Here is a 25,083-nt window from a genome sequence, read left to right as displayed (position 1 = left end):
TCAAAATGGCTAAAACGAAAGAAGAGCACGTTCACGAAGTATTTGAAAGTATTTCGGAAAACTACGATAAAATGAATGGTGTAATTAGTTTCCAGATGCATGTTGGCTGGCGTAACGATACGATGAAGCACATGGCTGTAAAACCTGGATCAAAAGCACTTGATGTATGCTGCGGCACTGCAGACTGGACAATTGCATTGGCAGAGGCTGTTGGTGAAAGTGGAGAAGTAAAAGGGCTAGACTTTAGTCAAAACATGCTGAAAGTTGGCGAAAAAAAGGTAGAGCCATACCCACAAATTGAACTAGTTCATGGAAATGCGATGGAGTTGCCTTTTCCAGATGATACGTTTGATTATGTGACAATCGGCTTTGGTCTTCGCAATGTACCTGATTATTTACAAGTTTTGAAGGAAATGCATCGTGTTGTTAAACCAGGTGGAATGGTGGTTTGTTTAGAAACATCTCAATCTGAAATTCCTGGTTATCGTCAGCTGTTCCGTTTTTATTTTAAATATATAATGCCGATATTTGGTAAAATATTTGCGAAAAGCTATAAGGAGTATTCTTGGCTTCAGGAATCTGCGAATGATTTCCCAGGTATGAAAAGGTTAGCGGCATTGTTTGAGCAGGCAGGATTAGAAAAAGTAACGTACAAAGCATACAGTGGCGGGGCTGCGGCAATGCATATGGGCTTTAAAAAGATACGTTAATGGGGGAAGGTTTTCACACGTGGAAAAGATGAAGTTAAAACTACTCTATTCCGATTTGAAATCAGATATCGAAATCATTGAACAAGAGTTAGAAAAAGCGGTGGACTCGTCTTCATATTTGATCAACGATGCTTCTCTCCATTTATTACAAGCTGGTGGCAAACGGATAAGACCAATTTTTGTGTTACTAGGCGCAAAATTTGGTGATTATGACATTGAGAAGATGAAGGATGTAGCAGTACCTTTAGAACTCATTCATATGGCATCGCTTGTACATGATGATGTCATTGACGACTCCAATATGCGAAGAGGGCGCCCGACTGTCAAATCACAGTGGAATAACAGGGTAGCAATGTACACAGGCGATTTTATTTTCGCACGTGCGCTGGAATATATAACAAAGTTAGAAGACCCACTTGTTCATCAAATTTTAGCCCGTACGATGGTGGAGATTTGTAACGGTGAAGTCATTCAAATTGAAGATAAATTTAGATTAGATCAAGGTTTAAAAGATTATTTTAGAAGAATCAAACGCAAAACAGCATTACTTATTTCCTCAAGCTGTGAGCTAGGAGCTGTGGCAGCGGGGGTTGATGCTAAAACAGTTCGGCATTTAAAGCGCTTCGGCTACTTTGTAGGCATGAGCTTCCAAATTATTGATGATGTTTTAGATATTATGGCAACCGATAAAGAACTAGGGAAGCCAGCAGGTAGTGACTTACTACAGGGCAATATTACTTTACCGATTTTATTATTGAAAGATGACCCGGAGATGCAACCATACTTAGTTAAAGTGTTTGCAGGCACATTAACAGAATCGGAACGTCAAAATATGTTGCAATATGTGCGTAAATCTCATGCAATTGAGCAAGCTAATCGTATGAGTGATAAATATTTGAAAAAAGCCTTACAGGAAATTGATGCTTTACCAAAACATCCCGTTAAGAAAAAATTACGTGATGTAGCATTGTTCATGGGTAAGCGCAAATTCTAGCTTTTTGTTGTACAAAAGCTCATTTTTTGTTAATATTTATCGGTAGGTGTAAAACCTGTTAGACGAATTTAAGGAGTGTTTTAAACATGGCAATTGAACAAACTTTTTTAATGGTTAAGCCTGACGGCGTTGAACGTCAAGTAATTGGAGATATCGTTGATCGTTTCGAACGTCGCGGTTTTGTAATGAAAGGTGCTAAATTAATGGTAATTCCTAAAGAATTAGCAGAAAAGCACTATGCTGAGCATGCTGAGCGTCCATTCTTTGGTGAATTAGTTGATTTCATCACTTCTGGTCCTGTATTCGCTATGGTATGGGAAGGCGAGAACGTAATCAAGCTTGCACGTACAATGATGGGTGCAACGAAACCTGAAGAATCTAACCCAGGTACAATCCGTGGTGACTACGCTACAACAGTATCTCACAACATCATCCACGGTTCTGACTCTCTTGCTTCTGCAGAGCGCGAAATCGGCTTATTCTTCGGTGAAGATTTAGTTTAATTTCGAATAGATCAAGCAATCTCAATTTTTTGAGATTGCTTTTTTATTGCGCAAAAAAAAGGGGAGGGATCATTCCGACGAATAATCTCTTACTAGAAACATATAGAATTGTTAAAAACTTCTTAGTCATGTACAATAAATAATGTAATATTCTGATAATTAAGTGAGGAATAGTTGAGTAGACTCGTCAATAGACTAAGAGGATGACGAGGAAAAGGGGTTATGGACATGAGAGAAGTGGTGATTGTAGCAGCTGTGAGAACTGCTATAGGAAGAAGTAAGGGCGCATTAAGTCAAGTTCGAGCAGATGAGTTAGCAGCTGATATATTACAGGAGGTTGTAAAGCGTGCAGGCATTGGTAAGGAACAAGTAGACGATGTCATTTTGGGGTGTGTGACGCAAACAGCTGAACAAGGGGCAAATATTGCGAGGACCTCTTTATTAATGGCTGGTTTCCCAGAGAGTGTGCCAGGAGTAACCATTGATCGTCAGTGTGGTTCAAGCCAACAAGCTGTGCACTTCGCAGCACAGGCAATTTTAGCGGGGGATATGGACATTGTCATTGCTGGTGGGGTAGAAAGTATGTCAAGAGTACCAATGGGCTCAAACATGCAACATGCCCATGCTAGTAACCGCTTACAGGAAAGATATGATATTATCCATCAAGGATTATCAGCAGAGAAAATCGCTTCCCAATGGTCTTTATCGAAAGAACAGCTAAATAGCTATGCTTATCAAAGCCATCAACGGGCGATTTCCGCCATTAGAGCGGGTCATTTCCAAGCTGAAATACTACCCATTCAAGTTCCACAAGAGGATGGCTCAGTGACAACATTTGCGGTAGATGAGGGTCCTCGTGCAGAAACTACCGTTGACATTTTAAATGGATTAAAAACTGTCTTTCAAGAGAATGGCGCGATTACTGCGGGCAATGCGAGCCAAATGAGTGATGGGGCCTCAGCTGTAGTCGTAATGGCATTGGATAAAGCGAGAGAACTAGGCATTCAACCACTCGCTAAAATTGTGACAAGAGTGGTCGTGGGCTCTGATCCGACATTAATGCTGACAGGGCCAATAGAAGCTACTAGAAAAGCATTAGAACGGTCAGGCCTCAACATTGAGGATATCGACACATATGAGGTAAATGAAGCCTTTGCACCTGTGCCGCTCGTATGGCTGCATGAAATAGGAGGAGACCCACAGAAGCTCAATCCTGATGGTGGAGCCATTGCACTGGGACATCCATTAGGGGCAACAGGTACAAAATTGTTAACGACTATGCTTTATCGAATGGAGCGAGAGAATTATCGTTACGGCTTGTTGGCGATTTGTGAGGGAATGGGAATGGCCAATGCCACGATTATTGAAAAAATGTAAAAGGGGATATGTCTGATGAAGGAACATGAAGTGGTGGCAGTCGTAACAGGGGGTGCCTCTGGTTTAGGAGAGGCAACCGTTCGGAAATTAATAGGACAGGGTGGCAAAGCAATTATTTTTGATGTCAATGATGAGCGTGGACAAGCTCTAGTGGAAGAATTAGGTCAAAATGTCCTTTATGCACGAGTAGACGTCACAAAGGAAGAGGAGGTGGCGACTGGCCTTGAGCAGGCTATTGCAGCTTTTGGCAAGATCAATGTTGCAGTGAACTGTGCTGGCATTGCAGATGCGAGTAAAGTTATTTCGAAGCGTGGTATACACGCCCTTGCGTTATTTGAAAAAGTGATTGCTGTTAATTTAGTTGGCACGTTTAATATCATCCGTCTGGTGGCAGAAAAAATGCAACATAATGAGCCAAATGAGGATGGACAGCGTGGCGTCATTATTAATACCGCGTCTGTGGCTGCATTTGATGGGCAAATCGGACAAGCTGCTTATAGCGCGTCAAAAGGTGGCGTAGCAGCCATGACGTTGCCAATTGCAAGAGAGCTTGCGGAAATCGGTGTCCGAGTGATGACCATAGCGCCAGGATTAATTGAAACACCAATGTTTGCTTCGTTACCTGAGCCTGCACGAACAGCTCTTGCTCAAATGACACCATTCCCTAAACGACTTGGTAAACCTTCGGAATATGCTCTTTTGGTTGAAAGTATTATCCACAATGGCTTGTTAAATGGAGAGGTCATTCGACTAGATGGTGCCATTCGCATGCAACCGAGGTAACGGCAAAATCTAGTTCAAATAGTTTTTGTTTTGATTGTTTCTAAAATCGTAGATGAAGGGAAGCGGTATCATGCATATGATGGATACACCTTTATTATTAACAAGTTTTTTGAATCGTGCAGAACGATTTTTTCACTCAAAGAAAATCTATTCTCGAACAAGTGCCACTACTATTCACGAATTTACGTATAAAGAATATGTCAAACGGACTCGCCGATTAGCCGATGCTTTGACGAAACTAGGGATGGATCGAGGAATGAAGGTGGGCACATTTGCTTGGAATCACCATCGCCATTTGGAAGCCTATTTTGCTGTACCATGTGCAGGAGCAGTATTGCATATGATTAATATTCGATTATCCCCTGAGCATATTGCCTATGTCATCAATCATGCCGAGGATGAAATATTATTAATAGATGATAATCTGGTGCCACTAATTGCACCTATCGTCTCTCAGCTGAAAACGGTAAAGCATTATATCATTATGGGTGATGCTGTTGCAGTAGAAACTTTACCGATTCCAAATGCTCTTTCCTATGAATCGCTACTTGCGGAGGCAGATGAACATTTCACATTCCCAGAAGATTTAGATGAAAATACACCTGCAGGCATGTGCTATACAAGTGCAACGACGGGCATGCCAAAGGGAGTAGTCTATACACATCGCAGTATTGTACTTCATAGTTTAACAGCTGGTCTCGCTGACAGTATTGCAATTTGTGAGTCGGATGTGGTGTTACCTGTTGTCCCAATGTTCCATGCGAATGCATGGGGATTACCATTTGCCAGTGTAGCATTTGGTTCTACACAGGTCTTACCGGGACCTATGTTTACACCACAGCTATTGCTAGAATTATTTGATGTATATAAAGTTACATTGACAGCAGGTGTACCGACTATATGGCTGGGCGTTCTACAGGAGCAGCGTCAAAATCCTCGTGACCTATCGTCTATGCGATTAATTGTTTGTGGAGGTTCTGCTTCACCAATTGGTCTTGTCCGAGGCTTTGAGCAAGAACTTAATATCCCGTACATGACAGGTTACGGTATGACGGAAACCTCACCTCTTGTAAGCCTATCCACGTATTTAACACATATGCAGGACTACACGGCTGATGAAAAAATGAATGTTCGGATTACACAAGGTATGACGATGCCACTTATTGATACAAGGATTGTCAATGAAAATGGTGAAGTGCCTTGGGATGGCAAAACGATGGGAGAGCTTACGATTAGAGGACCTTGGATTGCTAATGAGTATTATCAGGATGAACGAACGGAAGAGGCCTTTAAAGACGGCTGGCTCTATACAGGTGATATTGCTGTGATGACAACAGATGGCTATATTAAAATTACCGACCGTACAAAGGATTTAATTAAGAGTGGTGGCGAATGGATTTCTTCAGTAGAGCTTGAAAATGCATTAATGTCCCATCCAAAGGTCTTTGAGGCGGCTGTTATTGCCATTCCACATGAAAAGTGGTTGGAGCGACCATTAGCTTGTGTCGTAGCAAAGCCAGAGTTTAAGGGTACGATTACAAAAGAAGAGTTACTAGAGAGTCTACAGCACCAATTCCATAAATCATGGGTTCCTGATGATATTGTCTTCATTGACGAGGTACCAAAAACGTCTGTAGGTAAATTCTTGAAGGCTAAATTACGAGAAGATTTAAAAGAGTATCGCATACAAATCTAACGATAATGGATAGAATGAGGGTGGTGAAAAACTACCTTCATTTTTTATTGGAATAAATTCCTGAAAAATGAAACTATTTTTTCCATTTTGCCGTATAATCAAAATAACGAAAGGAAGTGAACGGATTGTCAATTGCCATTGTAGCGATAATTGGGGGCGTCATTATTTCTCTAGCTGGAATTTTTACAGACGCTCGTACGAGACAACAAAAAATAAAACTGAAGGCTGTTGAAAAAGAAGTAGAATTAGAAAAGCTTAGGTTAGAAACTTATACGATTGAAACAGAAAAAATGAGACTTGAATTAGAACAGTCGAAAATATTACTTTTAGAGGAAAAACAAAACGTAAGAAAGTAGATTTGCATACATGAGAAAGACTATTTCAGGATTGGGACTTTTCCGCTATAATGGTAATACGACGCTAGAGGGGAAGATGACCATATGTCTGATTATGAACAGTTTATAGAAGGTATTAAGCGCAAAACAGGAATAGATTTAGCGTTATATAAAGAAGCGCAAATGAAAAGACGATTAACCTCTCTTTATGAGAAAAAGGGCTATCGTAATTTTGTAGACTTTCTAAAGGCACTCGAACAAGATCGTGATTTAATGAATGAATTCTTAGATCGTATGACGATCAATGTTTCTGAATTTTATCGCAATGGAAAGCGCTGGGAAGTATTACAAAAGAAAATATTTCCGAAACTTTTACAAACTAATAAGCGTTTAAAAATTTGGAGTGCGGCTTGTTCGACAGGAGAAGAACCATATTCTTTAGTAATGGTATTATCTCAATTGGTGCCTTTATCTCAAATTCAAATTATTGCCACTGATTTAGATGAGAATGTGATACAAAAGGCGAAGTTAGGTGTCTACCCTGAACGCTCTTTAGCCGAGGTCCCAAGTGATATTAAAGCAAAGTATTTTGAACAAGAAGGCTCCTTCTATCGCGTGAAGGATGAGATTAAGCGTTGTGTAACCTTTAAGAAACATAATTTATTGAATGATGCTTATGACAGCAATTATGATTTAATTGTTTGCCGCAATGTCATGATTTATTTTACAGAGGAAGCGAAAGATCAAATTTATACTAATTTTAGTAAAGCATTGCGCAAGGATGGCGTTTTATTTGTTGGATCGACAGAGCAAATTTTTAATCCAGCTCGTTATGAATTTGATGTAGAAGACACGTTCTTCTATCGTAAAAATAATTAATAATATGGATGAAAAGCTTTGTACAAAAGATACAATTGTACATAAAGTTGACCAAGCATTAAACATAGATAATTCATACGCTTTTCGCTTATCATAAGCAAAGGCGTATTTTTTATAAAATTTAGCTAGGTGTTTTTTATAACTTTCATTCAGAATATTCACATTTAGACCTATGAAAATGGTAACTACTTAAAAGACATTCGTAAAAGGACTGTTTTTTTTAAGAATATATGTTATAGTGAAAAATACATACTTTAGCGAGTTGAAGGGAGAAAGTGTTTATGCGTTACTTAACAGCAGGTGAGTCTCATGGACCCCAATTAACGACAATTATTGAGGGTTTACCGTCACTCTTACCCATTACAGCAGAAAAAATTAATCACGATTTAAAACGTCGCCAAGGAGGTCATGGACGTGGGCGCCGCATGCAAATCGAAACAGATACAGTGGAGATTGTAGCTGGTGTTCGTCATGGTCAGACACTTGGATCTCCTGTTGCACTCGTTGTCACAAATGATGACTGGAAGCACTGGACTAAAATTATGGGAGCAGAGCCATTAGCTGATGATATCAATCCTGAAGATATCAAGCGTCAAATCTCACGTCCTCGTCCAGGTCATGCAGATTTAGTTGGAGGCATGAAATATGGTCACCGCGATTTAAGGAATGTATTAGAGCGCTCCTCTGCGCGTGAAACAACTGTACGAGTAGCAGTTGGGTCTGTGGCAAAGGCGTTACTTAATGAACTAGGCATTTCCATTGTTGCGCATGTTACAGAGATAGTGGGAATTAAAGCCGATACTTCTTTAATAGAAGGAAAAACAACAGAAGAAATTCGTGCAATTGTCGAAGCGGATGCTTGCTACTGTGTAGATCCAATCGCCTCTGCGAAAATGGTTGAGGCAATTGATGAAGCGAAAAAGGCCGGCGATTCGATCGGTGGTGTTGTAGAAGTCATTGTAGAAGGCATGCCAGCAGGTGTAGGTTCTTATGTACATTATGATCGTAAGCTGGATGCAAAGCTTGCTGCTGCTATGCTATCTATTAACGCATTTAAAGGAGTAGAGTTTGGACTTGGCTTTGAAATGGCACGTCGAAAAGGTTCTGAAGTACACGATGAAATCATCTGGTCTGAAGAAGAAGGTTATAATCGTGCAACCAATCGACTTGGTGGTTTAGAAGGCGGTATGTCAACAGGTATGCCAATTGTTGTACGTGGTGTGATGAAGCCAATTCCTACTTTATATAAACCATTACAAAGTGTAGATATTGAAACAAAAGAGCCGTTTAAAGCGAGTGTTGAGCGCTCTGATAGCTGTGCAGTACCAGCAGCGTCTGTAGTTGCAGAACATGTTATTGCCTGGGAAATAGCGAATGCAATTTTAGAGCAATTCCATAGTGATCAACTACCACAATTACAAGCTCAAATTGACGAGCATCGTCAATATACAAAGGGGTTCTAAGTTATGCGTGTACCAGTAGCAACAAAATCGCATCAATATGAAGTTGTTCTTGGGCATCAATTTCTAACTGAAGCTGTGGAGGCATTTGCTGATAAACTTCAAAAAGCGGATAAGCTCTTTGTGTTTACAGATGTCAATGTTTGGGCAGCACAGGGAGAGTACTTCAAAGCAAATTTCCCGTACCACTTTGAGGTCTTTATTTTGCCAGGTGGAGAAGCGTGCAAAACCTTTGATCAATACAACGCTGCTCAAACATTTCTATTAGAGCAAAAATGCTCCCGAAAATCCTTCATTTTTGCTTTTGGAGGAGGAGCAGTTGGTGATTTAACAGGTTTTGTTGCGGCAACCTATATGCGTGGGATTCCGTTTATTCAAATTCCAACAACTATTCTAGCGCATGATTCGGCAGTCGGTGGAAAAACGGCCATTAATCATCCACTAGGAAAAAATATGATTGGTGCATTTTATCAGCCAGAGGGTGTGATATATGATACAGCTCTTTTAGAAAGTTTATCAGAGCGTGAGGTACGTTCAGGAACAGCAGAGTTAATTAAGCATGCCATGATTTCTGACCCGAACTGGCTGGAGGAATTAATGACAGGAGATTCGGTGATCCATTTTAATCAAAATGAACTAGCAAAGCAACTAAAAAAAGGAATTGAAGTGAAAGCACAAATTGTTGCTGAGGATGAAACAGAGCAATCCGTTCGAAAGTTTTTAAACCTAGGCCATACATATGGACATGCCATTGAGGCAGCTGCGGGTTATGGCAAAGTGGCTCATGGTGAGGCGGTTATGATTGGACTCGTCTATTGTCTTCTATTGAGTGAACGATATGGAGAAATTGATCGAACGTTCACCCAATCCTTTTTACAGTTTGCGATAAAAAACGGCTATCCTTTTAAGGCTGTGAGTGATTATTCATTTGAACAATTATCTAGCTACCTAATGAAAGATAAAAAAGCGGAATATGGCATTTTGCAATTTGTTCTTTTGGAAAAAATAGGAAAACCTTTTGTCAAAGCTATTTGTTTAGAAGAATGTCAAGAAATAGATGCTGAATATAGACAGTTATTAGCGGAGGTGCTTGTATGATTCGTGGACTTAGAGGAGCAATAACAATTGAATCTGACAAGCCAGAGCTTGTATGGGATGAGACAGCAAGATTAGTGCGTGAGGTTGTGGCAGCAAATAATGTGGACATTGATGATATCGCATCGATCCTCATTTCAACAACGCCAGATATTACCTCAGCATTTCCTGCTCGTGCAGTACGCTTGATGGATGGCTGGCAGTATGTCCCTGTTATGTGTACACATGAAATGGATGTGCCAGAAGCATTACCATTATGTATTCGTGTATTAATACATGCAAACGTAGAGGTAGCCCAAAAAGATGTAAAGCACTTGTATCTCAATGATGCAGTGAAATTAAGACCAGATTTGGCTCAGGCTAAATAAGTAGAGGAGATGTTTTAGATGAAGTGGAAACAACAATTGGACGGTATGCAAGCATATAAGCCAGGTAAACCAATTGAAGAAGTGCAACGTGAATATGGCTTAAAGGAAGTTATTAAATTGGCATCGAATGAAAATCCATTCGGGTGCTCACCTAAGGTAACAGCTTATTTACAAAATAATGCAGTGAATCATGCACTTTATCCAGATGGCTATGCACAAAACCTACGTACTGCTGTGGCAAATCATCTAGGTGTGAAAGAGACACAGCTTCTTTTTGGTAACGGCTCTGATGACATCATTGCTATTATTACTCGTGCTCTGTTGTATCCAGGGGTAAACACGGTTATGGCCGACCCTTCCTTCTCTCAATACTGGCACAATGCTGAAATTGAAGGTGCTGAAGTACGTAAAGTGCCTTGTCAAGATGGAGCACATGATCTAGAGGCAATGTTGGCTGCAATTGATGACCAAACTTCTATTGTTTGGGTATGTAGTCCCAATAATCCTACAGGAGTTGTCATTCCTGATGTTGCATTGCGTGCCTTTCTTGCAAAGGTTCCAAGCGATGTCCTTGTCGTGCTCGATGAGGCATACATTGAATATGTTACACATCCAGACCACAAGGATACGTTACCAATCATTGATGAATATGCGAATGTTCTTTTATTGCGTACATTCTCTAAAGCATATGGCTTAGCTTCGTTCCGCGTTGGCTATGCTATTGGTCAACCTGATGTTATTGCTAAGCTTGATCCTGTGCGTGCACCATTCAATAATACAATCTTAAGTCAAGCTGTTGCTGCCATTGCGCTTAGTGACCAAGATTATATTGAAGCCTGCCGTGAAGCCAATGAAAAAGGCAAAAAACAATATGTAGAATTTTGTGACAAGCATAATTTAAAATACTTCCCATCTGATACAAACTTTATTTTCTTTGATACCCATGCTGATAGTGATGTTGTTTTCCAAGAGCTGATGAAAAGAGGCTTTATCGTGCGCAGTGGTAATGCATTAGGCTTACCAGGATTTATCCGTGTGACAATTGGAACAGAGGCTCAAAATGCAGCATTGCTTAGCCAACTTGATGAAGTGTTAAAACAACAAGGGGTATTTGCATGACACGCAAAGTACTCGTGATAGGGCTAGGATTGATCGGAGGTTCTATTGCCCTTGCTTTGCAAAAAGCACCGGAAACAAAAATTATTGGCTATGACATGGACGCTCAAACACGCGAGCATGCGAAAACATTAAATATTGTGCATGAGATTGTCGCAGATCCACTGGCTGTTGCGGCTGATGTTGATGTTATTATCTTCGGGACGCCCGTTAATGCAACACTGGATTGGATGGAGCAATTAAAATCATGGCCATTGAAAAATAAAGTCATTGTAACAGATACAGGGAGTACAAAAAAATTAATTATGCAAAAAGCCAGCGAATTACGAGAACTTGGCATAACGTTTATTGGTGGACATCCAATGGCGGGGTCTCATAAAAGTGGTGTGCTGGCTGCAAAGGCGCATCTTTTTGAAAATGCATATTACATGCTTACACCGCTTGCTGGAGAAGAAATTATTCATATGGCACAGCTTGAAAGTTTGCTAAAATTTACACATGCAAAAGTAGTCAGTGTATCTGCCAGTGAACATGATCACATGACTGCTGTGGTGAGTCATTTCCCACATGTTATTGCTGCCTCACTTGTCCATCAATTAGGTGGAGAGAATGGCGAGTACCCAATGACACGTTCTCTTGCAGCAGGAGGTTTCCGTGATGTGACACGAATCGCCTCTTCGAATCCCATTTTATGGCGAGATATTACGCTGCAAAATCGCGAGGAGCTACTCACGCAATTAGATGGCTGGGAAAAAGAAATGACACGCATTAAGGAACTGCTGACAGATGGTTCCTCACAGGATATTGAAAACTATTTTGCTGTTGCCAAAGAACTGAGAGATGAATTACCGATTAGTGCAGGGGCTATGTATACACCCTTCGACTTATATGTTGATGTTCCTGACTATCCAGGTGTTATTTCAGAAGTGACAGGCTTTTTAGCAGATGAAGCAATTAGTATTACGAATCTACGCATCGTCGAATCACGAGAAGATGTTTTCGGTATTCTAGTCATTAGCTTCCAAAGTGAAAATGATCGCGAACGTGCTGCAGCATGTATTCAAAAACGAGCAAATTTCGAAACGTATATTTCTTAGCATAAGAAAGCGTCGGTATTTCGGCGCTTTCTATCTTCATATTGGAGGGAATAAAGTTCATGAGTGAAAAAGTATTGCAATACAACAAACCTTCTTTACAGGGCGCTTTAACCATTCCAGGCGATAAATCTGTATCTCATCGCTCCGTGATGTTTGGGGCCATTGCTAGTGGGACAACGACAGTAGAGGGCTTTTTATTAGGTGAAGATTGTTTAAGCACAATCGATTGCTTCCAGAAACTTGGCGTTCAAATTGAGGTGGAAGGAACAAATGTAACCATTCATAGTCCAGGAATCAATGGTTGGCTGGAGCCGACAGAAGTGTTGTATACGGGTAACTCTGGTACTACAACACGCTTAATGCTAGGCATTTTAGCTGGTTCTAATGTTCATTCAGTCATGACTGGTGATGCATCCATCGGAAAGCGACCAATGCGACGTGTTATAGATCCACTGCGTCAGATGGGTGCACAAATTACAGGGCGTGCAGACGGGCAATATACACCGCTAGCCATTCAAGGTACAAAATTACAAGCCATTGATTACAAGATGCCTGTAGCAAGTGCACAGGTGAAATCTGCTATTTTACTAGCGGGCTTGCGTGCTGAAGGAACAACTATTGTTAGAGAAATGGATGTTTCGAGAGATCATACAGAGCGAATGCTGCGTCAATTTGGTGCACATGTAGAAGTAGATAATGGCGTAGTATCGATAGAAGGAGGACAAGCTCTCAATGGGACGCATGTTTCTGTGCCAGGAGATATATCATCGGCTGCCTTTTTCTTAGTGGCAGGAGCCATTTGCAAAAATAGTCAGCTAACACTAAATAATGTGGGTATTAATCCAACACGTGATGGCATTATTGAGGTGCTGCAAAAAATGGGTGCCACGATGACACTAACACCAAATGATGATAATCAAGCTGAACCAACAGCAACAATCCAAATCGCCACATCTTCTTTAACTGGTACAATAATTGAAGGAGATATTATTCCTCGTTTAATTGACGAAATTCCAATTCTTGCATTACTCGCTACGCAAGCACATGGTCAAACGATCATTAAAGATGCCGAGGAGCTAAAGGTGAAGGAGACTGACCGTATCACGGCTGTTGTGACTGAATTGAAGAAACTTGGTGCCCAGATTGAAGCAACAGAAGATGGTATGATTATTGAGGGACCAACGCCTTTAAAAGGAGCAAACCTTCAAACCTATGGCGATCATCGTATCGGCATGATGGGAGCTGTTGCAGCTTTACTAACAGACGGAGCTGTTACACTAGATGATGCACAATGCATTGCTGTATCCTACCCATCGTTCTTTGAGCATATTGAGGCAGTGAAGTAACAATTAAAGAGAGGCTCTCCAAGCTTTTGGGGAGTTTTTTCTTGTTTCAGAGGTAAATGTTTTGTAGCATAAAGGTATCAACGAAAGAATAGGTGAATGACTGTGAACAATGCGATGACTGAAATGATGCAAGCACTTGAACAAGGGGATTTAGCATTAATAGATCAGCTACTAGAATCATTTTTAATGAAGGAGCTACCCGAGGAGATCTATGCACTTGCTGAGATTTTTATGCAGTATGGGTACATGAAGGAAGCTGACCGTGTGCTGGAGCATTTACAATTTTTATTCCCAGAAGAAGCACAGTTAAAAATAGATCGTGCCAATGTCCTAATGGAGCTTGGTAATGAAGATGAAGCATTAGATTTATTATTAGAAATTGAAGAAACCTCACCAGAATATCCACAGGCATTATTGGTATTAGCTGATTATTATCAAATGCAAGGGTTATTTGAGGTTGCAGAAAAGCGTATAAATGAAGCATTAGCGATTTTACCAGACGAGCCATTATTACATTTTGCGAAAGCAGAACTTTTATTTGAAACAGGTCGTTTTTTAGAGGCAGCAAGACTGTATGAGGACTTATATGAGCAGCAAAATGAATTTGCTGGTATTCAACTTGTTGAACGACTAGCGGAGGTTTATCGTGCAGGTGCAGCCTATGAGACGGCATTCGATTATTATGTCAAAGCCCTTGAAGATGAAGTAAAGCCCGATATTTTATTTGGAGCTGCTTATTCAGCCTTCCAGTCACAAAAATACGAGATGGCTATTAAACAACTAGAGGAATTGAAAGAATTAGATCCTGATTACTTCTCAGCCTATTTATTGCTTGCGGAAAGCTATGCAATGACAGAGGATAATCAAAAAGCCTATGCTGCCATTCAAGAGGGGTTAAAGCGTGATGAATATGATAAATCGCTTTATTTATTCGCTGGTAAAATGGCATTGAAAAATGGTTTGCCAGAAGAAGCTGAGCAACATCTGAGAGAAGCTATAGCGCTCGATCCTGAATATATGGAAGCGGTACTAGCACTTATTTCAGTGTTTGGACAACAGGAGCGCCATGAGGATGTAATCGAGTTATTTGAGACATTACAGCAAAATGATTTTGAATGGAGCACTTTATATCCTTTTGCGGCAGAGGCATATGAAAATTTAGAATTGTACGACCGTGCATACGAATTTTACCGTTTGGCATATAATGATTTTAAGGAAGACGCAACATTTTTAGAAAAATATGTTTACTTCTTATTAGAAGAAGGAAAGCGTTCAGAGGCAAAAGAGGTTCTTGGACAATTAATCAACATTCAACCGGGTGAACCAGAGTGGCAGGAGAAGTTAGAAACCTTAGAATTTGAGTAAAGGAGGGAGTGGGTATGACTGCTTCTGTATCAGTTGTTGATAAAAAAGCATTTGTTCGATGGTTTTTAAAAAATTATCAATTGAAACGTCGTGAGTGTGTATGGATTTTAAATTACCTATTAAGTAATGATGACTTGTTAAAAAGAATCCGTTTTGTGGAAGAAGCTCACTATTGTCCTAGGGCAATGGTGATGTCAACAGTAGACTCAACAGGTGTGCCTTTTCGTTTCTATAAAGGCAATGTGATGACGGCAGATGCTGAGAAGTCTTTCCATGATTTACGCTTACATGAACAAGAAGATATGTATATACAATTGAATTTTCCTAATATACCACCAAGTGCACAATACTTAGCAGTTCTTGAAGAAAACCCTTATATGCCAGAAACACTGCTCGTCAGTGAAAAAGATCGTGTACTGGCAGAAGAGCTGCTTTCCAATAGCTTACTCGTATTCCAAGAAGAGAAATTACTTGCACAAATTGATGAAGCCCTCGACCAGGGAGATGAAGTGCGATTTTATGAATTGTCTAATTTGTTACAAGCATTGAAGGAAACGGCTAATTTACGTTAATTATAGGTAAAAATTGAATGTCCTTTATCCATTTCAATATGGTAACATTACTAGTGAATGATTGTTTTCACTTTTAATTGGGTATCCTATTGAAGAGTGGAAAAGGACATTTTTATTTTGCGATAAAAGGAGGTTTGTTGAATGTATTTTAATGCAAACGATGTAACATCGTTTATGGCACAAAAAGATTTTATTGATACCGCGGTTGTTCCACTTGTATCCATTGATCTCTCTTCTGAAAAAATGAAACAAAGTGGTGCCGAGGTAGATTTTGTCATGTCTTTAACTTCTTTTATAGAGCAGCAGTTTAAAGGTCGACTACTAGTCATGCCACCATTTTCTTATATGACAACTTTAAAAAACGATGATTTACCACAGCAATTAGAAGCACAATTACATAATGCTGGATTTAAGCATGTGTTCTTCATTACTTGTGACCATTATTGGACAAAGAGTGGAGAGATAGTCAATATGATTTGGTTACCAGCGATTCCTTTAGAAAGTATGGATGCCAGTGTGAAAAAATCCATTCTAGAAGATCAATTGCGACAAGTGATTCCAATGCTTTCGACTAAATGGGCACAGATTTAACAATTAGTTTCAATAAATGTTCACATTCTCCAGCTTTCCACAGAATGCTATATTGACCAAGCTATGGACTTGATATATCATATATATGTCCTAGTATTACTATTTGTAAAAGTATGTCCGTTGGACTGACCTTTAAGTTAGAGGGGGGAAAATAATGAGTAATAATCGAGTTTCACGTCGTCAATTTCTAAGTTATACTCTTACTGGTGTAGGTGGATTTATGGCGGCAGGTATGCTAATGCCAATGCTTCGCTTTGCAATTGATCCTGTGCTACAAAAGCATGAGGGTGGGGATTTTGTAAAAACAGAGCATAAAATCGCTGACTTGACTGAAGAGCCTGTAAAAGTGGACTTTTCATATGAACAAGTGGATGCATGGTATAAATCACAGGTTACAGATGTAGCTTGGGTTTATAAAAGTGGCGATCAAATCATTGCCCTTTCACCTGTTTGTAAGCATTTAGGATGTATGGTTGACTGGAATGGAGATTCTGCACACCCAGGTCAATTCTTCTGTCCATGCCACGCAGGACGTTATGAGAAAAACGGGAAAAACATTGCAGGTACACCGCCTCTAGGTCCGTTGGATGAATTTGAAGTACAAGAACAAGATGGCTATTTAATGATTGGTCCAGCTAAAGCAAATTCTCTAGTTAAATAAGTAAGGGGGTACGACAACAGTGCTAAATAAAATTTATGATTGGGTCGATGAACGCCTAGATATTACACCGATTTGGCGTGATATTGCCGACCACGAAGTGCCAGAGCACGTTAACCCTGCACATCATTTTTCAGCATTCGTTTACTGCTTTGGTGGATTAACATTCTTCATCACAGTAATTCAAATTCTATCTGGTATGTTCTTAACAATGTACTATGTACCAGACGTTGTGAATGCCTGGAAATCAGTTTATTATTTACAAAACGAAGTAGCATTTGGTGAAATCGTACGCGGTATGCACCACTGGGGAGCTTCATTAGTTATCGTAATGATGTTCTTACATACACTTCGTGTATTCTTCACAGGTTCTTATAAAAAACCTCGTGAGTTAAACTGGATGGTTGGTGTAGGTATTTTTGGTGTAATGATGGGTCTTGGATTTACAGGATACTTATTACCATGGGATATGAAAGCATTATTCGCTACTAAAGTAGGTATCGAAATTGCAGCATCTGTACCGTTTATCGGTGGGATGATTAAAGTATTATTAGCGGGTGACACAACGATTCTTGGTGCTCAAACGTTAACTCGATTCTTTGCGATTCATGTATTCTTCTTACCTGCAGTATTGTTTGGGTTACTTGCAGCGCACTTTATCATGATTCGTCGTCAAGGAATTTCAGGACCGTTGTAATTGTCTTGACGGTTCGATGATCTTTAAAAGGAGGGGACACTATGCATCGCGGAAAAGGAATGAAATTTGTCGGCGATTCTCGTATTAAAGCGAATCACAGAATGCCGAATGTTCCAAAGGATTATTCCGAATATCCAGGTAAGACGGAAGCTTTCTGGCCGAACTTCTTACTGAAGGAATGGATGGTAGGTGCTGTATTTTTAATTGGATACTTATTATTAACTGTCGCTCACCCGTCACCACTTGAAGGGCCGGCAGATCCAACTAGAGCATATACACCACTACCGGACTGGTACTTCTTATTTATGTATCAACTTTTAAAATACTCATTTGCTTCTGGTCCATACAATGTAATCGGAGCTATTGTAATTCCAGGTCTTGCATTTGGAGCGCTATTATTAATGCCATTTTTAGACAAGGGTCCAGAACGTCGTCCATCTAAACGTCCATTGCCAACAGCGTTTATGTTATTAACTTTAGCTGCTATGTTCTACCTAACTTGGGAGTCAGTTGTTAACCATGACTGGGAAGCTCAAAAAGCTATGGGTGCAATCGTAGAAACAGTTGAATTCGATAAAGAATCGGAAGGTTATAAACTATACGCTGGTTCTGCATGTATTACATGTCACGGTGAAGGCTTAGAAGGTGGAGCAGGTGCGCCGTCTCTAATGAACACAGGTTTAACAGCTGATGAGATTAAGGACATTGCTCATAATGGTCGCGGTAACATGCCACCAGGATTATGGACAGGTTCAGATGAAGATCTTCAAAAACTTGCTGAATTCATCGAAAGCTTAAAAGCAGAGTAGTAGTAAAAGAGTCAGGAAACTGGCTCTTTTTTTTCTACCTTGTTATACTATTGGGACTGGAAGCCATACAAAAAGGTTCCCTTGTATAAAGGATTTTTAGCGAAAGATGTCGAAAAAACATGTATTCCTGAAACAAGTAAGCGAATTAAAACAATAAAATAACACATATTGATGGTGAGATACAATTGAAAGGTAGAGTAAAACTCTAGAATTTCAGACCATACATAAATAATGGATTGTTTTTATCGGAAGGAGTTAACATCATGCAACTAACAAGAGCAAATATTTGGTACCTTCTGACCCATAAATCATTCTTGATTGCACTACTAATTGTTAATCTACTAGGTACAATTTATGGCTATTATTGGTATGGGTGGCAGCTTGCTATCACAGAGCCTATTTTTTATATTTTTGTTCCAGATAGCCCGACAGCCAGTTTATTCTTTTGTTTTGTGTTAATAGCTTGGATTATGGGGAAAAGCTGGCCACTGATGGAAGTACTTGCCCTTGTTACGTTGGTGAAATATGGCTTATGGGCAGATGTGATGAATATTTGGACATTAATTGAAACAGGTTCTATTGGCTGGCAGGGGTGGATGTTAGTTGGTTCACATTTTGCCATGGCCGTACAAGCTGTACTATATATGAAGAAATATGTCTTCACTTATTGGCATGTTGTAATAGCTGCTGTTTGGACATTGCATAATGATGTCATTGACTATGTATTTGGGCAAATGCCTATGTATCGAGATTTAGCCAATTACACAAACTATATTGGTTACTTTACATTCTGGTTATCAATTGCATGTATTTTACTTGCCATTTTCTCAATTAGGTGGCGCAAATATTTGCCGAATTAGGGTATAAATTATAGAATTATAGTATCGAGGTAGAAAGGGGTTAGAAAATTGTCAACGAGCATGTATATTGTTTATTTTGTGATTATTATGCTGCTTCCACTTTATGCTCAAATGAAGGTAAAGGGTACGTATAATAAATTTGCAAAGCAACGTACAATGAAGGGGCAAACTGGTGCAGAGGTAGCGCGTGCGATTTTAGATGCAAACGGCTTATATGATGTACGAGTTGTGCCAACACAAGGTGTGTTGTCTGATCATTATAATCCGGCAACCAAAACTGTGGCTTTATCAGAAAGTAACTTTTATGAAGCAAGTGTTGCAGGTGCTGCGGTTGCTGCCCATGAGGTAGGTCACGCCATCCAACATAAAGAAGCTTATTCCATGCTTACATTACGTAGTAAGCTAGTCCCAGTGGCAAATATTTCTTCAAATGCGTCTTGGATTTTTGTCATGATTGGTATTTTTGCGAGTAGTACGAATTTCTTGCTATTAGGTATCATATTATTAGCAGCAGGTGTTGTTTTCCAATTAGTGACACTTCCGGTGGAGTTTGATGCCTCAAAGCGAGCATTAGTTCAAATGAATTCACTTGGCATTATTACAAATGAAGAAGAACGCCCAGCACGAAAAGTATTAAGTGCTGCAGCATTAACATATGTAGCAGCGGCAGCGGTAGCTGTACTAGAGTTATTGCGTTTAATTTTAATTTTTACCAATATGCGTAGCGACGACTAAGAAAAAAACTTGTTATAGTGGTACACCACTATAGCAAGTTTTTTATCTTCGTATGCTTAATGAAGGGGCTGCTTTTGATCGTCTAGTGTGAAGCCTTCTCCTGCCACATCTCGTACTTCAATGATGGAAACAAATGCGTGCGGATCAACTTCATGCACAATAGATTTTAACCGTACAACTTCATTGCGGCCAATTACACAATAAATCACCTCTTTAGGTTGTTTCGTAAAATGACCATGTCCTTCTAAAATGGTGATACCACGCTCCATTCGAAGAGCGATTGTTTCAGCAATGTCTCCAGACTTTTCTGATATGATAAGCGCACCACGAGCCGCATAAGCACCTTCTTGTACAAAGTCAATGACACGGGCTCCAACAAATACGGCTACTAATGTATACATCATGGAACGAGCATCCAAGAACGTCAGCCAAGAAAGAATGATGACGATGGCATCGAAGACAAACATGGTTTTCCCCATACTCCAGCCAAAATATTTATGCCCTAGTCGTGCCAAAATATCGACACCACCTGTAGTGCCACCGAAACGAAAGACAATCCCAAGTCCCAATCCAACAAAGACACCAGCAAAAAGTGCTACAAGTAACATGTCATCCTCTAAATGGATGGTAAATTGATATTTTTGGAAAATCTTTAGAAAAAGAGATACGGATAAAGTGCCGACAAGCGTATAGACAAATGATTTTTTTCCAAGTAATCGATAACCTATGATAAACATGGGAATATTTAATAACAGGTTCATTAAGGCGGGGTCCCATCCTAATGTAAAATATAGTATGAGTGTAATCCCACTTAGTCCACCTTCACCCAGTTGATTTTGGATGTTGAAGTGAACAAAGCCGAAGCTGAAAACTGCTGCTCCGAGCATAATCGCGATAATATTACGTATTTTAATCTGTTTTAGCATTTGACCTCCTGTAGTTCCAAACAAATGAAGTAGTGTTATCTATTATCTGACATTTTATTGGTTTTGACAACAATGGTGTAAATTTTATACGATGGTAAATAGGAGTGTGATTTTTATGGCAGATCAACTAACAATGCAAGCTTTACAACAGCGTGTCGATGACTATATAGGACAATTTAAAGAAGGCTATTTTCCACCATTTGAATTACTTGCACGTCTAACAGAAGAATTAGGCGAACTTTCACGCGAAGTTCAGGATGTCTATGGACAGAAAAAGAAAAAGAGTACAGAGGATATAAACAGTATTGAAGAGGAATTAGGAGACTTTTTCTTTGTACTAGTCTGTTTTGCAAATGCCCAAGGTATTAAACTAGATGAAGCACTTTTACGCGTCATACATAAATTTGAAACTAGAGATAAGGATCGCTGGACTAGAAAGGATGAAGAATGATGTCGATTCGTGTAGCAATTGCGGGAGCAAGAGGAAAAATGGGAGCTGAGGCTGTACATACGGTCATGAAACATGACAAAATGGAATTAGTAGCTGTACTAGATTATAAGGAAGTAGGAAAAACTTTAGCTGATTTAGATATGTTTCCAGCAAGCTATACAGTGCCTATATTTACAGAAATGCATGATCTTGTAGAAGCAACTGCACCAGATGTATTAGTGGATTTAACTAATCCACATGCAGTCTACAAACATACAAAGGAAGCACTGAATTTAAATGTACGACCTGTAATTGGTACAACAGGATTTACAGATGCACAACTAGAGGAATTATCAGCCATGGCCAAAGAAAAAGAGTTAGGTTGCATTATTGCACCAAACTTTGCGATTGGTGCTATCCTAATGATGAAGTTTGCAAAAGAAGCAGCCAAATACTTACCAGATGTAGAGATTATAGAAATGCACCATGATCAGAAGCTTGATGCACCATCTGGGACAGCGGTGAAAACGGCACAGTTAATACAAGAGGTCCGTACGCCAAAGGCACAAGGACATCTAGAAGAGCAAGAAACCATTAAAGGTGCAAGAGGTGGAGATTTTGACGGTATGCGCATTCACTCCGTACGTTTACCTGGTTTAGTGGCACACCAGCAAGTATTATTTGGAGGGGATGGGCAGCTACTAACGATTCGCCATGATTCATTAAACCGTAATTCTTTTATGTCGGGTGTTGCATTTTGCATAGAAGAGGTTATGAAAATGGATCAGCTTGTTTATGGTTTAGAAAACATCATCTAAAGATTGGGATGGAAGCTATATGAAAATCGCATTGATTGCACATGATCGTAAAAAAGATAATTTAGTACAGTTTGCTATTGCTTACCAAAATATTTTAAAAGAACACACACTATATGCTACAGGCACAACAGGACAACGTGTCATCGAAGCTACTGGTTTGGAAGTTACACGTTTTCGTTCAGGGCCACTTGGTGGCGATCAACAAATTGGCGCAATGATTGCCAATAATGATATGGACATGGTGATATTTTTCCGTGATCCTTTAACAGCACAACCACATGAGCCAGATGTTTCTGCACTAATCCGTCTTTGTGATGTTTACCAAGTGCCACTGGCAACAAATATGGGAACAGCAGAAATATTACTAAAAGGCCTACAGGAAGGCTTTGTGGATTGGAGACTGATACAAGAAAGACGCAATTAACAAAAGACGTGATTCAGAAAGGATGATCATCGAATGAAAAAGCTAAAAATAGGCATTACCTGTTATCCTACAGTTGGTGGCTCTGGTGTCATTGCAACAGAATTAGGCAAAATGCTTGCAGAAAGAGGACATGAAATTCATTTCATCACCTCAAGCGTACCATTTCGATTGAATAAAATTTATCCAACCGTCTTTTTCCATGAAGTCGAAGTTAATAATTATTCAGTATTTCAATATTCTCCATACGATATTGCATTAGCGAGTAAAATGGCAGACGTCATCAAGGATGAAGAGTTGGATGTGCTACATGTGCATTATGCCATCCCACATGCAGTATGTGCGGTGCTAGCACGTGAAATGAGCGGCCGAGATATTGGCATCGTTACAACCCTTCATGGCACAGATATATCGGTGCTTGGGCAAGATTCCACGCTCTCACAGGCCATTAAGTATGGGATTGATAAATCTGACATTGTGACAACCGTGTCACAGGCATTAAAAGAACAAACCTATGAACTGATTGATACAGTAAAACCAATTGAAACAATTTATAACTTTGTGGACGAACGCGAATACTTCCCACGAAATTCAGGAAACTTAAAAGAGCAATTTGGTATTCAAGAAGATGAAAAAGTCCTCATTCATGTATCAAACTTCCGTAAAATAAAGAACCTTCCACACATTGTAGACGCCTTTATGAAAATCCGTGCCAACATGAAAGCAAAGCTCTTATTAGTAGGTGATGGCCCAGAAAAGCATCGTGTCATGGACCAAGTAAAAGGAAGTCCGTATATGAAGGATGTTTTATTTTTAGGGAAACAAGAAAACTTAGCTGAACTGTATGCGATTAGTGACCTTAAGCTATTATTATCACAGCAAGAATCGTTTGGACTGGTGTTATTAGAGGCAATGGCTTGTGGTGTACCTTGTATTGGAACAAATGTAGGTGGTATTCCAGAAGTCATTGAGCATGGTGTAGACGGCTATATCGTGGAATTAGGGGATACAGAGGCAGTTGCGGCGTATGCAACCCATTTACTGCAAGATGAAGAACAATTACTGCGCTTCCGAGAAGCGGCCATCCGTGCAGTAAGTGAAAAATTCCACTCATCCAAAATTGTGGAACAATATGAAAATCTGTACGAGAAGGTTGCGGAAAGAAATCATGCAAAACAATAAAGAATGGCAAGCAGCCTATTCAGTCATTGAACAATTAGAACAGGCAGGATTTGAAGCAGTTATTGTTGGTGGAGCTGTAAGAGATGCTTTACTCGATCGTCCTGCCCATGATGTAGATGTGGCTACAAATGCCTTGCCTGAAGAAGTAAAAACTGTGTTTCAGAAGACTGTAGATATTGGGATTCAGCATGGGACGGTACTTGTTATCGTACCCGCTGGACCTGTGGAAGTGACCACTTATCGGACAGATGGGGAATATACAGATCATCGAAGACCACAAAATGTCCATTTCGTTCGATCTCTAAAAGAGGATTTACAACGCCGAGATTTTACAATGAACGCCATTGCCATGCGTCGTGATGGCTCTTTTGTAGATTATTATGGTGGACAACAAGATATTGAAAAGCGCGTTATACGAGCGGTAGGAGAGGCAGAAAAACGGTTTGCAGAAGATGCTTTAAGGATGCTGCGAGCGATTCGCTTCTCTGCACAGCTTGATTTTACGATCGAGGCGAATACATTCGCAGCCATCCAGCAAAGGGCTGCTGATTTGGGCTTTATTGCAAAAGAACGCATTAAAGCAGAGCTTGATAAGCTTTGGGTAGGACAAACAGTTTTTGGGGGTATACAAAAACTAGAGGACAGTGGATTAACGGCCTATTTAACAGGTGATTTTCAAACTGCTCAATGGCATAATTTCCAAACAAAAGATGCCCTTCTTGGCTGGGCATACTTTGCCTTACTACAAGGAGCAGCATGGCGTGAGGTAGTGCGCGATTATCGATTATCGAATAAGGAAATGGCGTTTATTAATTCCGTTTTAACCGCTTATGACGCTTTAAAAGATGGTTGGACAAATCGCCATTATTTTTACTACACAGAGCAAGAACTAGAGGCTGCACAATATTTTGCCCAACTTCGCCAATTAGACGCTTCGATACCTCAACAATCTATCCGAGAATTACAGGCAAAGCTACCGATTCAACATAAGCAAGAATTAGTGGTGAATGGGGCTGATTTACTGAAATGGTCTGGCAAAAAGGGTGGACCGTGGGTAAAAGCCGCATTGGAGGATCTGCTGACAGCCATTCTTCATCATGAACTTCAAAATGAACGACAACAGATTAAAAGCTGGCTGGAGCAGCAGGATCTTACTTAAAGCCGAATACATGATAGGTGAAAGCCGTCTCCCGAAAAGGGAGACGGCTTCATTAAATTCCTATCGTTGGTGGTCATTTACGTTAATTTACAGTATGATTA

At 39.9% G+C, this 25,083-nt stretch carries 28 protein-coding genes; 27 read left to right on the top strand and 1 reads right to left on the bottom strand.

What is annotated here, in order from left to right; genetic code table 11:
- Positions 1 to 5: 5 nt before the first annotated feature.
- From NY607_RS03965 to NY607_RS03860, 22 genes are all read left to right on the top strand, one after another.
- Positions 6 to 710 (top strand): demethylmenaquinone methyltransferase, encoded by a 705-nt coding sequence (locus tag NY607_RS03965; RefSeq protein WP_004232623.1) that lies wholly within the window; start codon positions 6 to 8, stop codon positions 708 to 710.
- 19 nt (positions 711 to 729) lie between these two features.
- A complete protein-coding gene (gene hepT, locus NY607_RS03960) occupies positions 730 to 1,704 on the top strand; it encodes a heptaprenyl diphosphate synthase component II (protein ID WP_054550708.1) in 975 nt (324 codons plus the stop codon).
- 86 nt (positions 1,705 to 1,790) lie between these two features.
- The gene (ndk, locus tag NY607_RS03955) at positions 1,791 to 2,207 is read left to right on the top strand and encodes a nucleoside-diphosphate kinase (protein ID WP_004232627.1); all 417 of its coding nucleotides are present in this window, start codon (positions 1,791 to 1,793) and stop codon (positions 2,205 to 2,207) included.
- Between the two features lie 228 nt (positions 2,208 to 2,435).
- Complete coding sequence (locus NY607_RS03950) at positions 2,436 to 3,584, top strand: thiolase family protein (protein WP_131519661.1); 1,149 nt, start codon at positions 2,436 to 2,438, stop codon at positions 3,582 to 3,584.
- A gap of 15 nt (positions 3,585 to 3,599) precedes the next feature.
- Positions 3,600 to 4,367 carry a 3-hydroxyacyl-CoA dehydrogenase gene (locus NY607_RS03945; protein ID WP_237900055.1) on the top strand — a complete coding sequence of 256 codons (768 nt, stop codon included), beginning with the start codon at positions 3,600 to 3,602 and terminating at the stop codon, positions 4,365 to 4,367.
- Positions 4,368 to 4,437: 70 nt separating this feature from the next.
- Positions 4,438 to 6,063, top strand: a complete 1,626-nt coding sequence (locus NY607_RS03940; RefSeq protein ID WP_259419184.1) for a long-chain fatty acid--CoA ligase — start codon at positions 4,438 to 4,440, stop codon at positions 6,061 to 6,063.
- 125 nt (positions 6,064 to 6,188) lie between these two features.
- A complete protein-coding gene (locus NY607_RS03935; RefSeq protein ID WP_131519664.1) occupies positions 6,189 to 6,419 on the top strand; it encodes a hypothetical protein in 231 nt (76 codons plus the stop codon).
- Between the two features lie 84 nt (positions 6,420 to 6,503).
- Entirely contained in the window at positions 6,504 to 7,277 is a 774-nt protein-coding gene (locus tag NY607_RS03930) for a CheR family methyltransferase (RefSeq protein WP_131519665.1), read from the top strand.
- Positions 7,278 to 7,558: 281 nt separating this feature from the next.
- On the top strand, positions 7,559 to 8,740 hold the full coding sequence (gene aroC / locus NY607_RS03925; RefSeq protein ID WP_259419183.1) for a chorismate synthase: 1,182 nt from the start codon (positions 7,559 to 7,561) through the stop codon (positions 8,738 to 8,740).
- A 3-nt stretch (positions 8,741 to 8,743) separates the two neighbouring features.
- Positions 8,744 to 9,835 (top strand): 3-dehydroquinate synthase, encoded by a 1,092-nt coding sequence (gene aroB / locus NY607_RS03920; protein ID WP_259419182.1) that lies wholly within the window; start codon positions 8,744 to 8,746, stop codon positions 9,833 to 9,835.
- Positions 9,832 to 10,200: a chorismate mutase gene (gene aroH / locus NY607_RS03915; protein WP_004232646.1), complete on the top strand. Its 369-nt coding sequence runs from the start codon at positions 9,832 to 9,834 to the stop codon at positions 10,198 to 10,200. Before aroB ends, aroH begins: the two co-directional genes overlap by 4 nt.
- A gap of 18 nt (positions 10,201 to 10,218) precedes the next feature.
- Positions 10,219 to 11,319, top strand: a complete 1,101-nt coding sequence (gene hisC / locus NY607_RS03910; protein WP_259419180.1) for a histidinol-phosphate transaminase — start codon at positions 10,219 to 10,221, stop codon at positions 11,317 to 11,319.
- Positions 11,316 to 12,413, top strand: coding sequence for a prephenate dehydrogenase (locus tag NY607_RS03905; protein WP_131519669.1), 1,098 nt, complete (start codon positions 11,316 to 11,318; stop codon positions 12,411 to 12,413). Before hisC ends, NY607_RS03905 begins: the two co-directional genes overlap by 4 nt.
- A gap of 59 nt (positions 12,414 to 12,472) precedes the next feature.
- Positions 12,473 to 13,759 (top strand): 3-phosphoshikimate 1-carboxyvinyltransferase, encoded by a 1,287-nt coding sequence (gene aroA, locus NY607_RS03900; protein WP_131519670.1) that lies wholly within the window; start codon positions 12,473 to 12,475, stop codon positions 13,757 to 13,759.
- Between the two features lie 96 nt (positions 13,760 to 13,855).
- Positions 13,856 to 15,124 (top strand): tetratricopeptide repeat protein, encoded by a 1,269-nt coding sequence (locus tag NY607_RS03895; protein WP_004232654.1) that lies wholly within the window; start codon positions 13,856 to 13,858, stop codon positions 15,122 to 15,124.
- A gap of 14 nt (positions 15,125 to 15,138) precedes the next feature.
- Positions 15,139 to 15,696: a ReoY family proteolytic degradation factor gene (locus NY607_RS03890; protein ID WP_048389838.1), complete on the top strand. Its 558-nt coding sequence runs from the start codon at positions 15,139 to 15,141 to the stop codon at positions 15,694 to 15,696.
- Between the two features lie 141 nt (positions 15,697 to 15,837).
- A complete protein-coding gene (locus tag NY607_RS03885; RefSeq protein ID WP_048389840.1) occupies positions 15,838 to 16,287 on the top strand; it encodes a DUF2487 family protein in 450 nt (149 codons plus the stop codon).
- A 154-nt stretch (positions 16,288 to 16,441) separates the two neighbouring features.
- Positions 16,442 to 16,948 carry a QcrA and Rieske domain-containing protein gene (locus NY607_RS03880; RefSeq protein ID WP_004232660.1) on the top strand — a complete coding sequence of 169 codons (507 nt, stop codon included), beginning with the start codon at positions 16,442 to 16,444 and terminating at the stop codon, positions 16,946 to 16,948.
- Between the two features lie 19 nt (positions 16,949 to 16,967).
- The gene (gene qcrB, locus NY607_RS03875; RefSeq protein WP_004232663.1) at positions 16,968 to 17,642 is read left to right on the top strand and encodes a menaquinol-cytochrome c reductase cytochrome b subunit; all 675 of its coding nucleotides are present in this window, start codon (positions 16,968 to 16,970) and stop codon (positions 17,640 to 17,642) included.
- Between the two features lie 41 nt (positions 17,643 to 17,683).
- Entirely contained in the window at positions 17,684 to 18,451 is a 768-nt protein-coding gene (locus NY607_RS03870; protein ID WP_004232669.1) for a menaquinol-cytochrome c reductase cytochrome b/c subunit, read from the top strand.
- A gap of 263 nt (positions 18,452 to 18,714) precedes the next feature.
- The gene (lhaT, locus tag NY607_RS03865) at positions 18,715 to 19,311 is read left to right on the top strand and encodes a lipoprotein heptaprenylglyceryl N-acetyltransferase LhaT (protein WP_131519672.1); all 597 of its coding nucleotides are present in this window, start codon (positions 18,715 to 18,717) and stop codon (positions 19,309 to 19,311) included.
- Positions 19,312 to 19,371: 60 nt separating this feature from the next.
- Positions 19,372 to 20,046 carry a zinc metallopeptidase gene (locus tag NY607_RS03860; RefSeq protein WP_036077718.1) on the top strand — a complete coding sequence of 225 codons (675 nt, stop codon included), beginning with the start codon at positions 19,372 to 19,374 and terminating at the stop codon, positions 20,044 to 20,046.
- A gap of 56 nt (positions 20,047 to 20,102) precedes the next feature.
- Here NY607_RS03860 and NY607_RS03855 read toward each other — a convergent pair whose 3' ends face one another.
- The gene (locus NY607_RS03855; protein WP_131519673.1) at positions 20,103 to 20,972 is read right to left on the bottom strand and encodes a YitT family protein; all 870 of its coding nucleotides are present in this window, start codon (positions 20,970 to 20,972) and stop codon (positions 20,103 to 20,105) included.
- Between the two features lie 115 nt (positions 20,973 to 21,087).
- Here NY607_RS03855 and NY607_RS03850 point away from each other — a divergent pair, with 115 nt between their 5' ends.
- From NY607_RS03850 to NY607_RS03830, 5 genes are read left to right on the top strand one after another with little or no spacing between them, the layout of a single operon-like run.
- Positions 21,088 to 21,423 (top strand): nucleotide pyrophosphohydrolase, encoded by a 336-nt coding sequence (locus NY607_RS03850; protein WP_054550714.1) that lies wholly within the window; start codon positions 21,088 to 21,090, stop codon positions 21,421 to 21,423.
- Positions 21,423 to 22,220 (top strand): 4-hydroxy-tetrahydrodipicolinate reductase, encoded by a 798-nt coding sequence (dapB, locus tag NY607_RS03845; protein ID WP_131519674.1) that lies wholly within the window; start codon positions 21,423 to 21,425, stop codon positions 22,218 to 22,220. The genes NY607_RS03850 and dapB overlap by 1 nt, the downstream gene beginning before the upstream one ends.
- A 19-nt stretch (positions 22,221 to 22,239) precedes the next feature.
- A complete protein-coding gene (gene mgsA / locus NY607_RS03840) occupies positions 22,240 to 22,644 on the top strand; it encodes a methylglyoxal synthase (RefSeq protein WP_131519675.1) in 405 nt (134 codons plus the stop codon).
- A gap of 33 nt (positions 22,645 to 22,677) precedes the next feature.
- Positions 22,678 to 23,823, top strand: coding sequence for an N-acetyl-alpha-D-glucosaminyl L-malate synthase BshA (gene bshA / locus NY607_RS03835; protein WP_004232695.1), 1,146 nt, complete (start codon positions 22,678 to 22,680; stop codon positions 23,821 to 23,823).
- The gene (locus tag NY607_RS03830; RefSeq protein WP_259419179.1) at positions 23,810 to 24,982 is read left to right on the top strand and encodes a CCA tRNA nucleotidyltransferase; all 1,173 of its coding nucleotides are present in this window, start codon (positions 23,810 to 23,812) and stop codon (positions 24,980 to 24,982) included. The genes bshA and NY607_RS03830 overlap by 14 nt, the downstream gene beginning before the upstream one ends.
- The last annotated feature ends 101 nt before the right edge of the window (positions 24,983 to 25,083 follow it).

Origin of the sequence: Lysinibacillus sp. A4, assembly GCF_024919535.1 — a bacterium.
Classification (GTDB): domain Bacteria; phylum Bacillota; class Bacilli; order Bacillales_A; family Planococcaceae; genus Lysinibacillus; species Lysinibacillus capsici.
The sequence above is the reverse complement of the archived record's forward strand: the minus strand, read 5'-3'. Positions and strand labels throughout refer to the sequence as shown.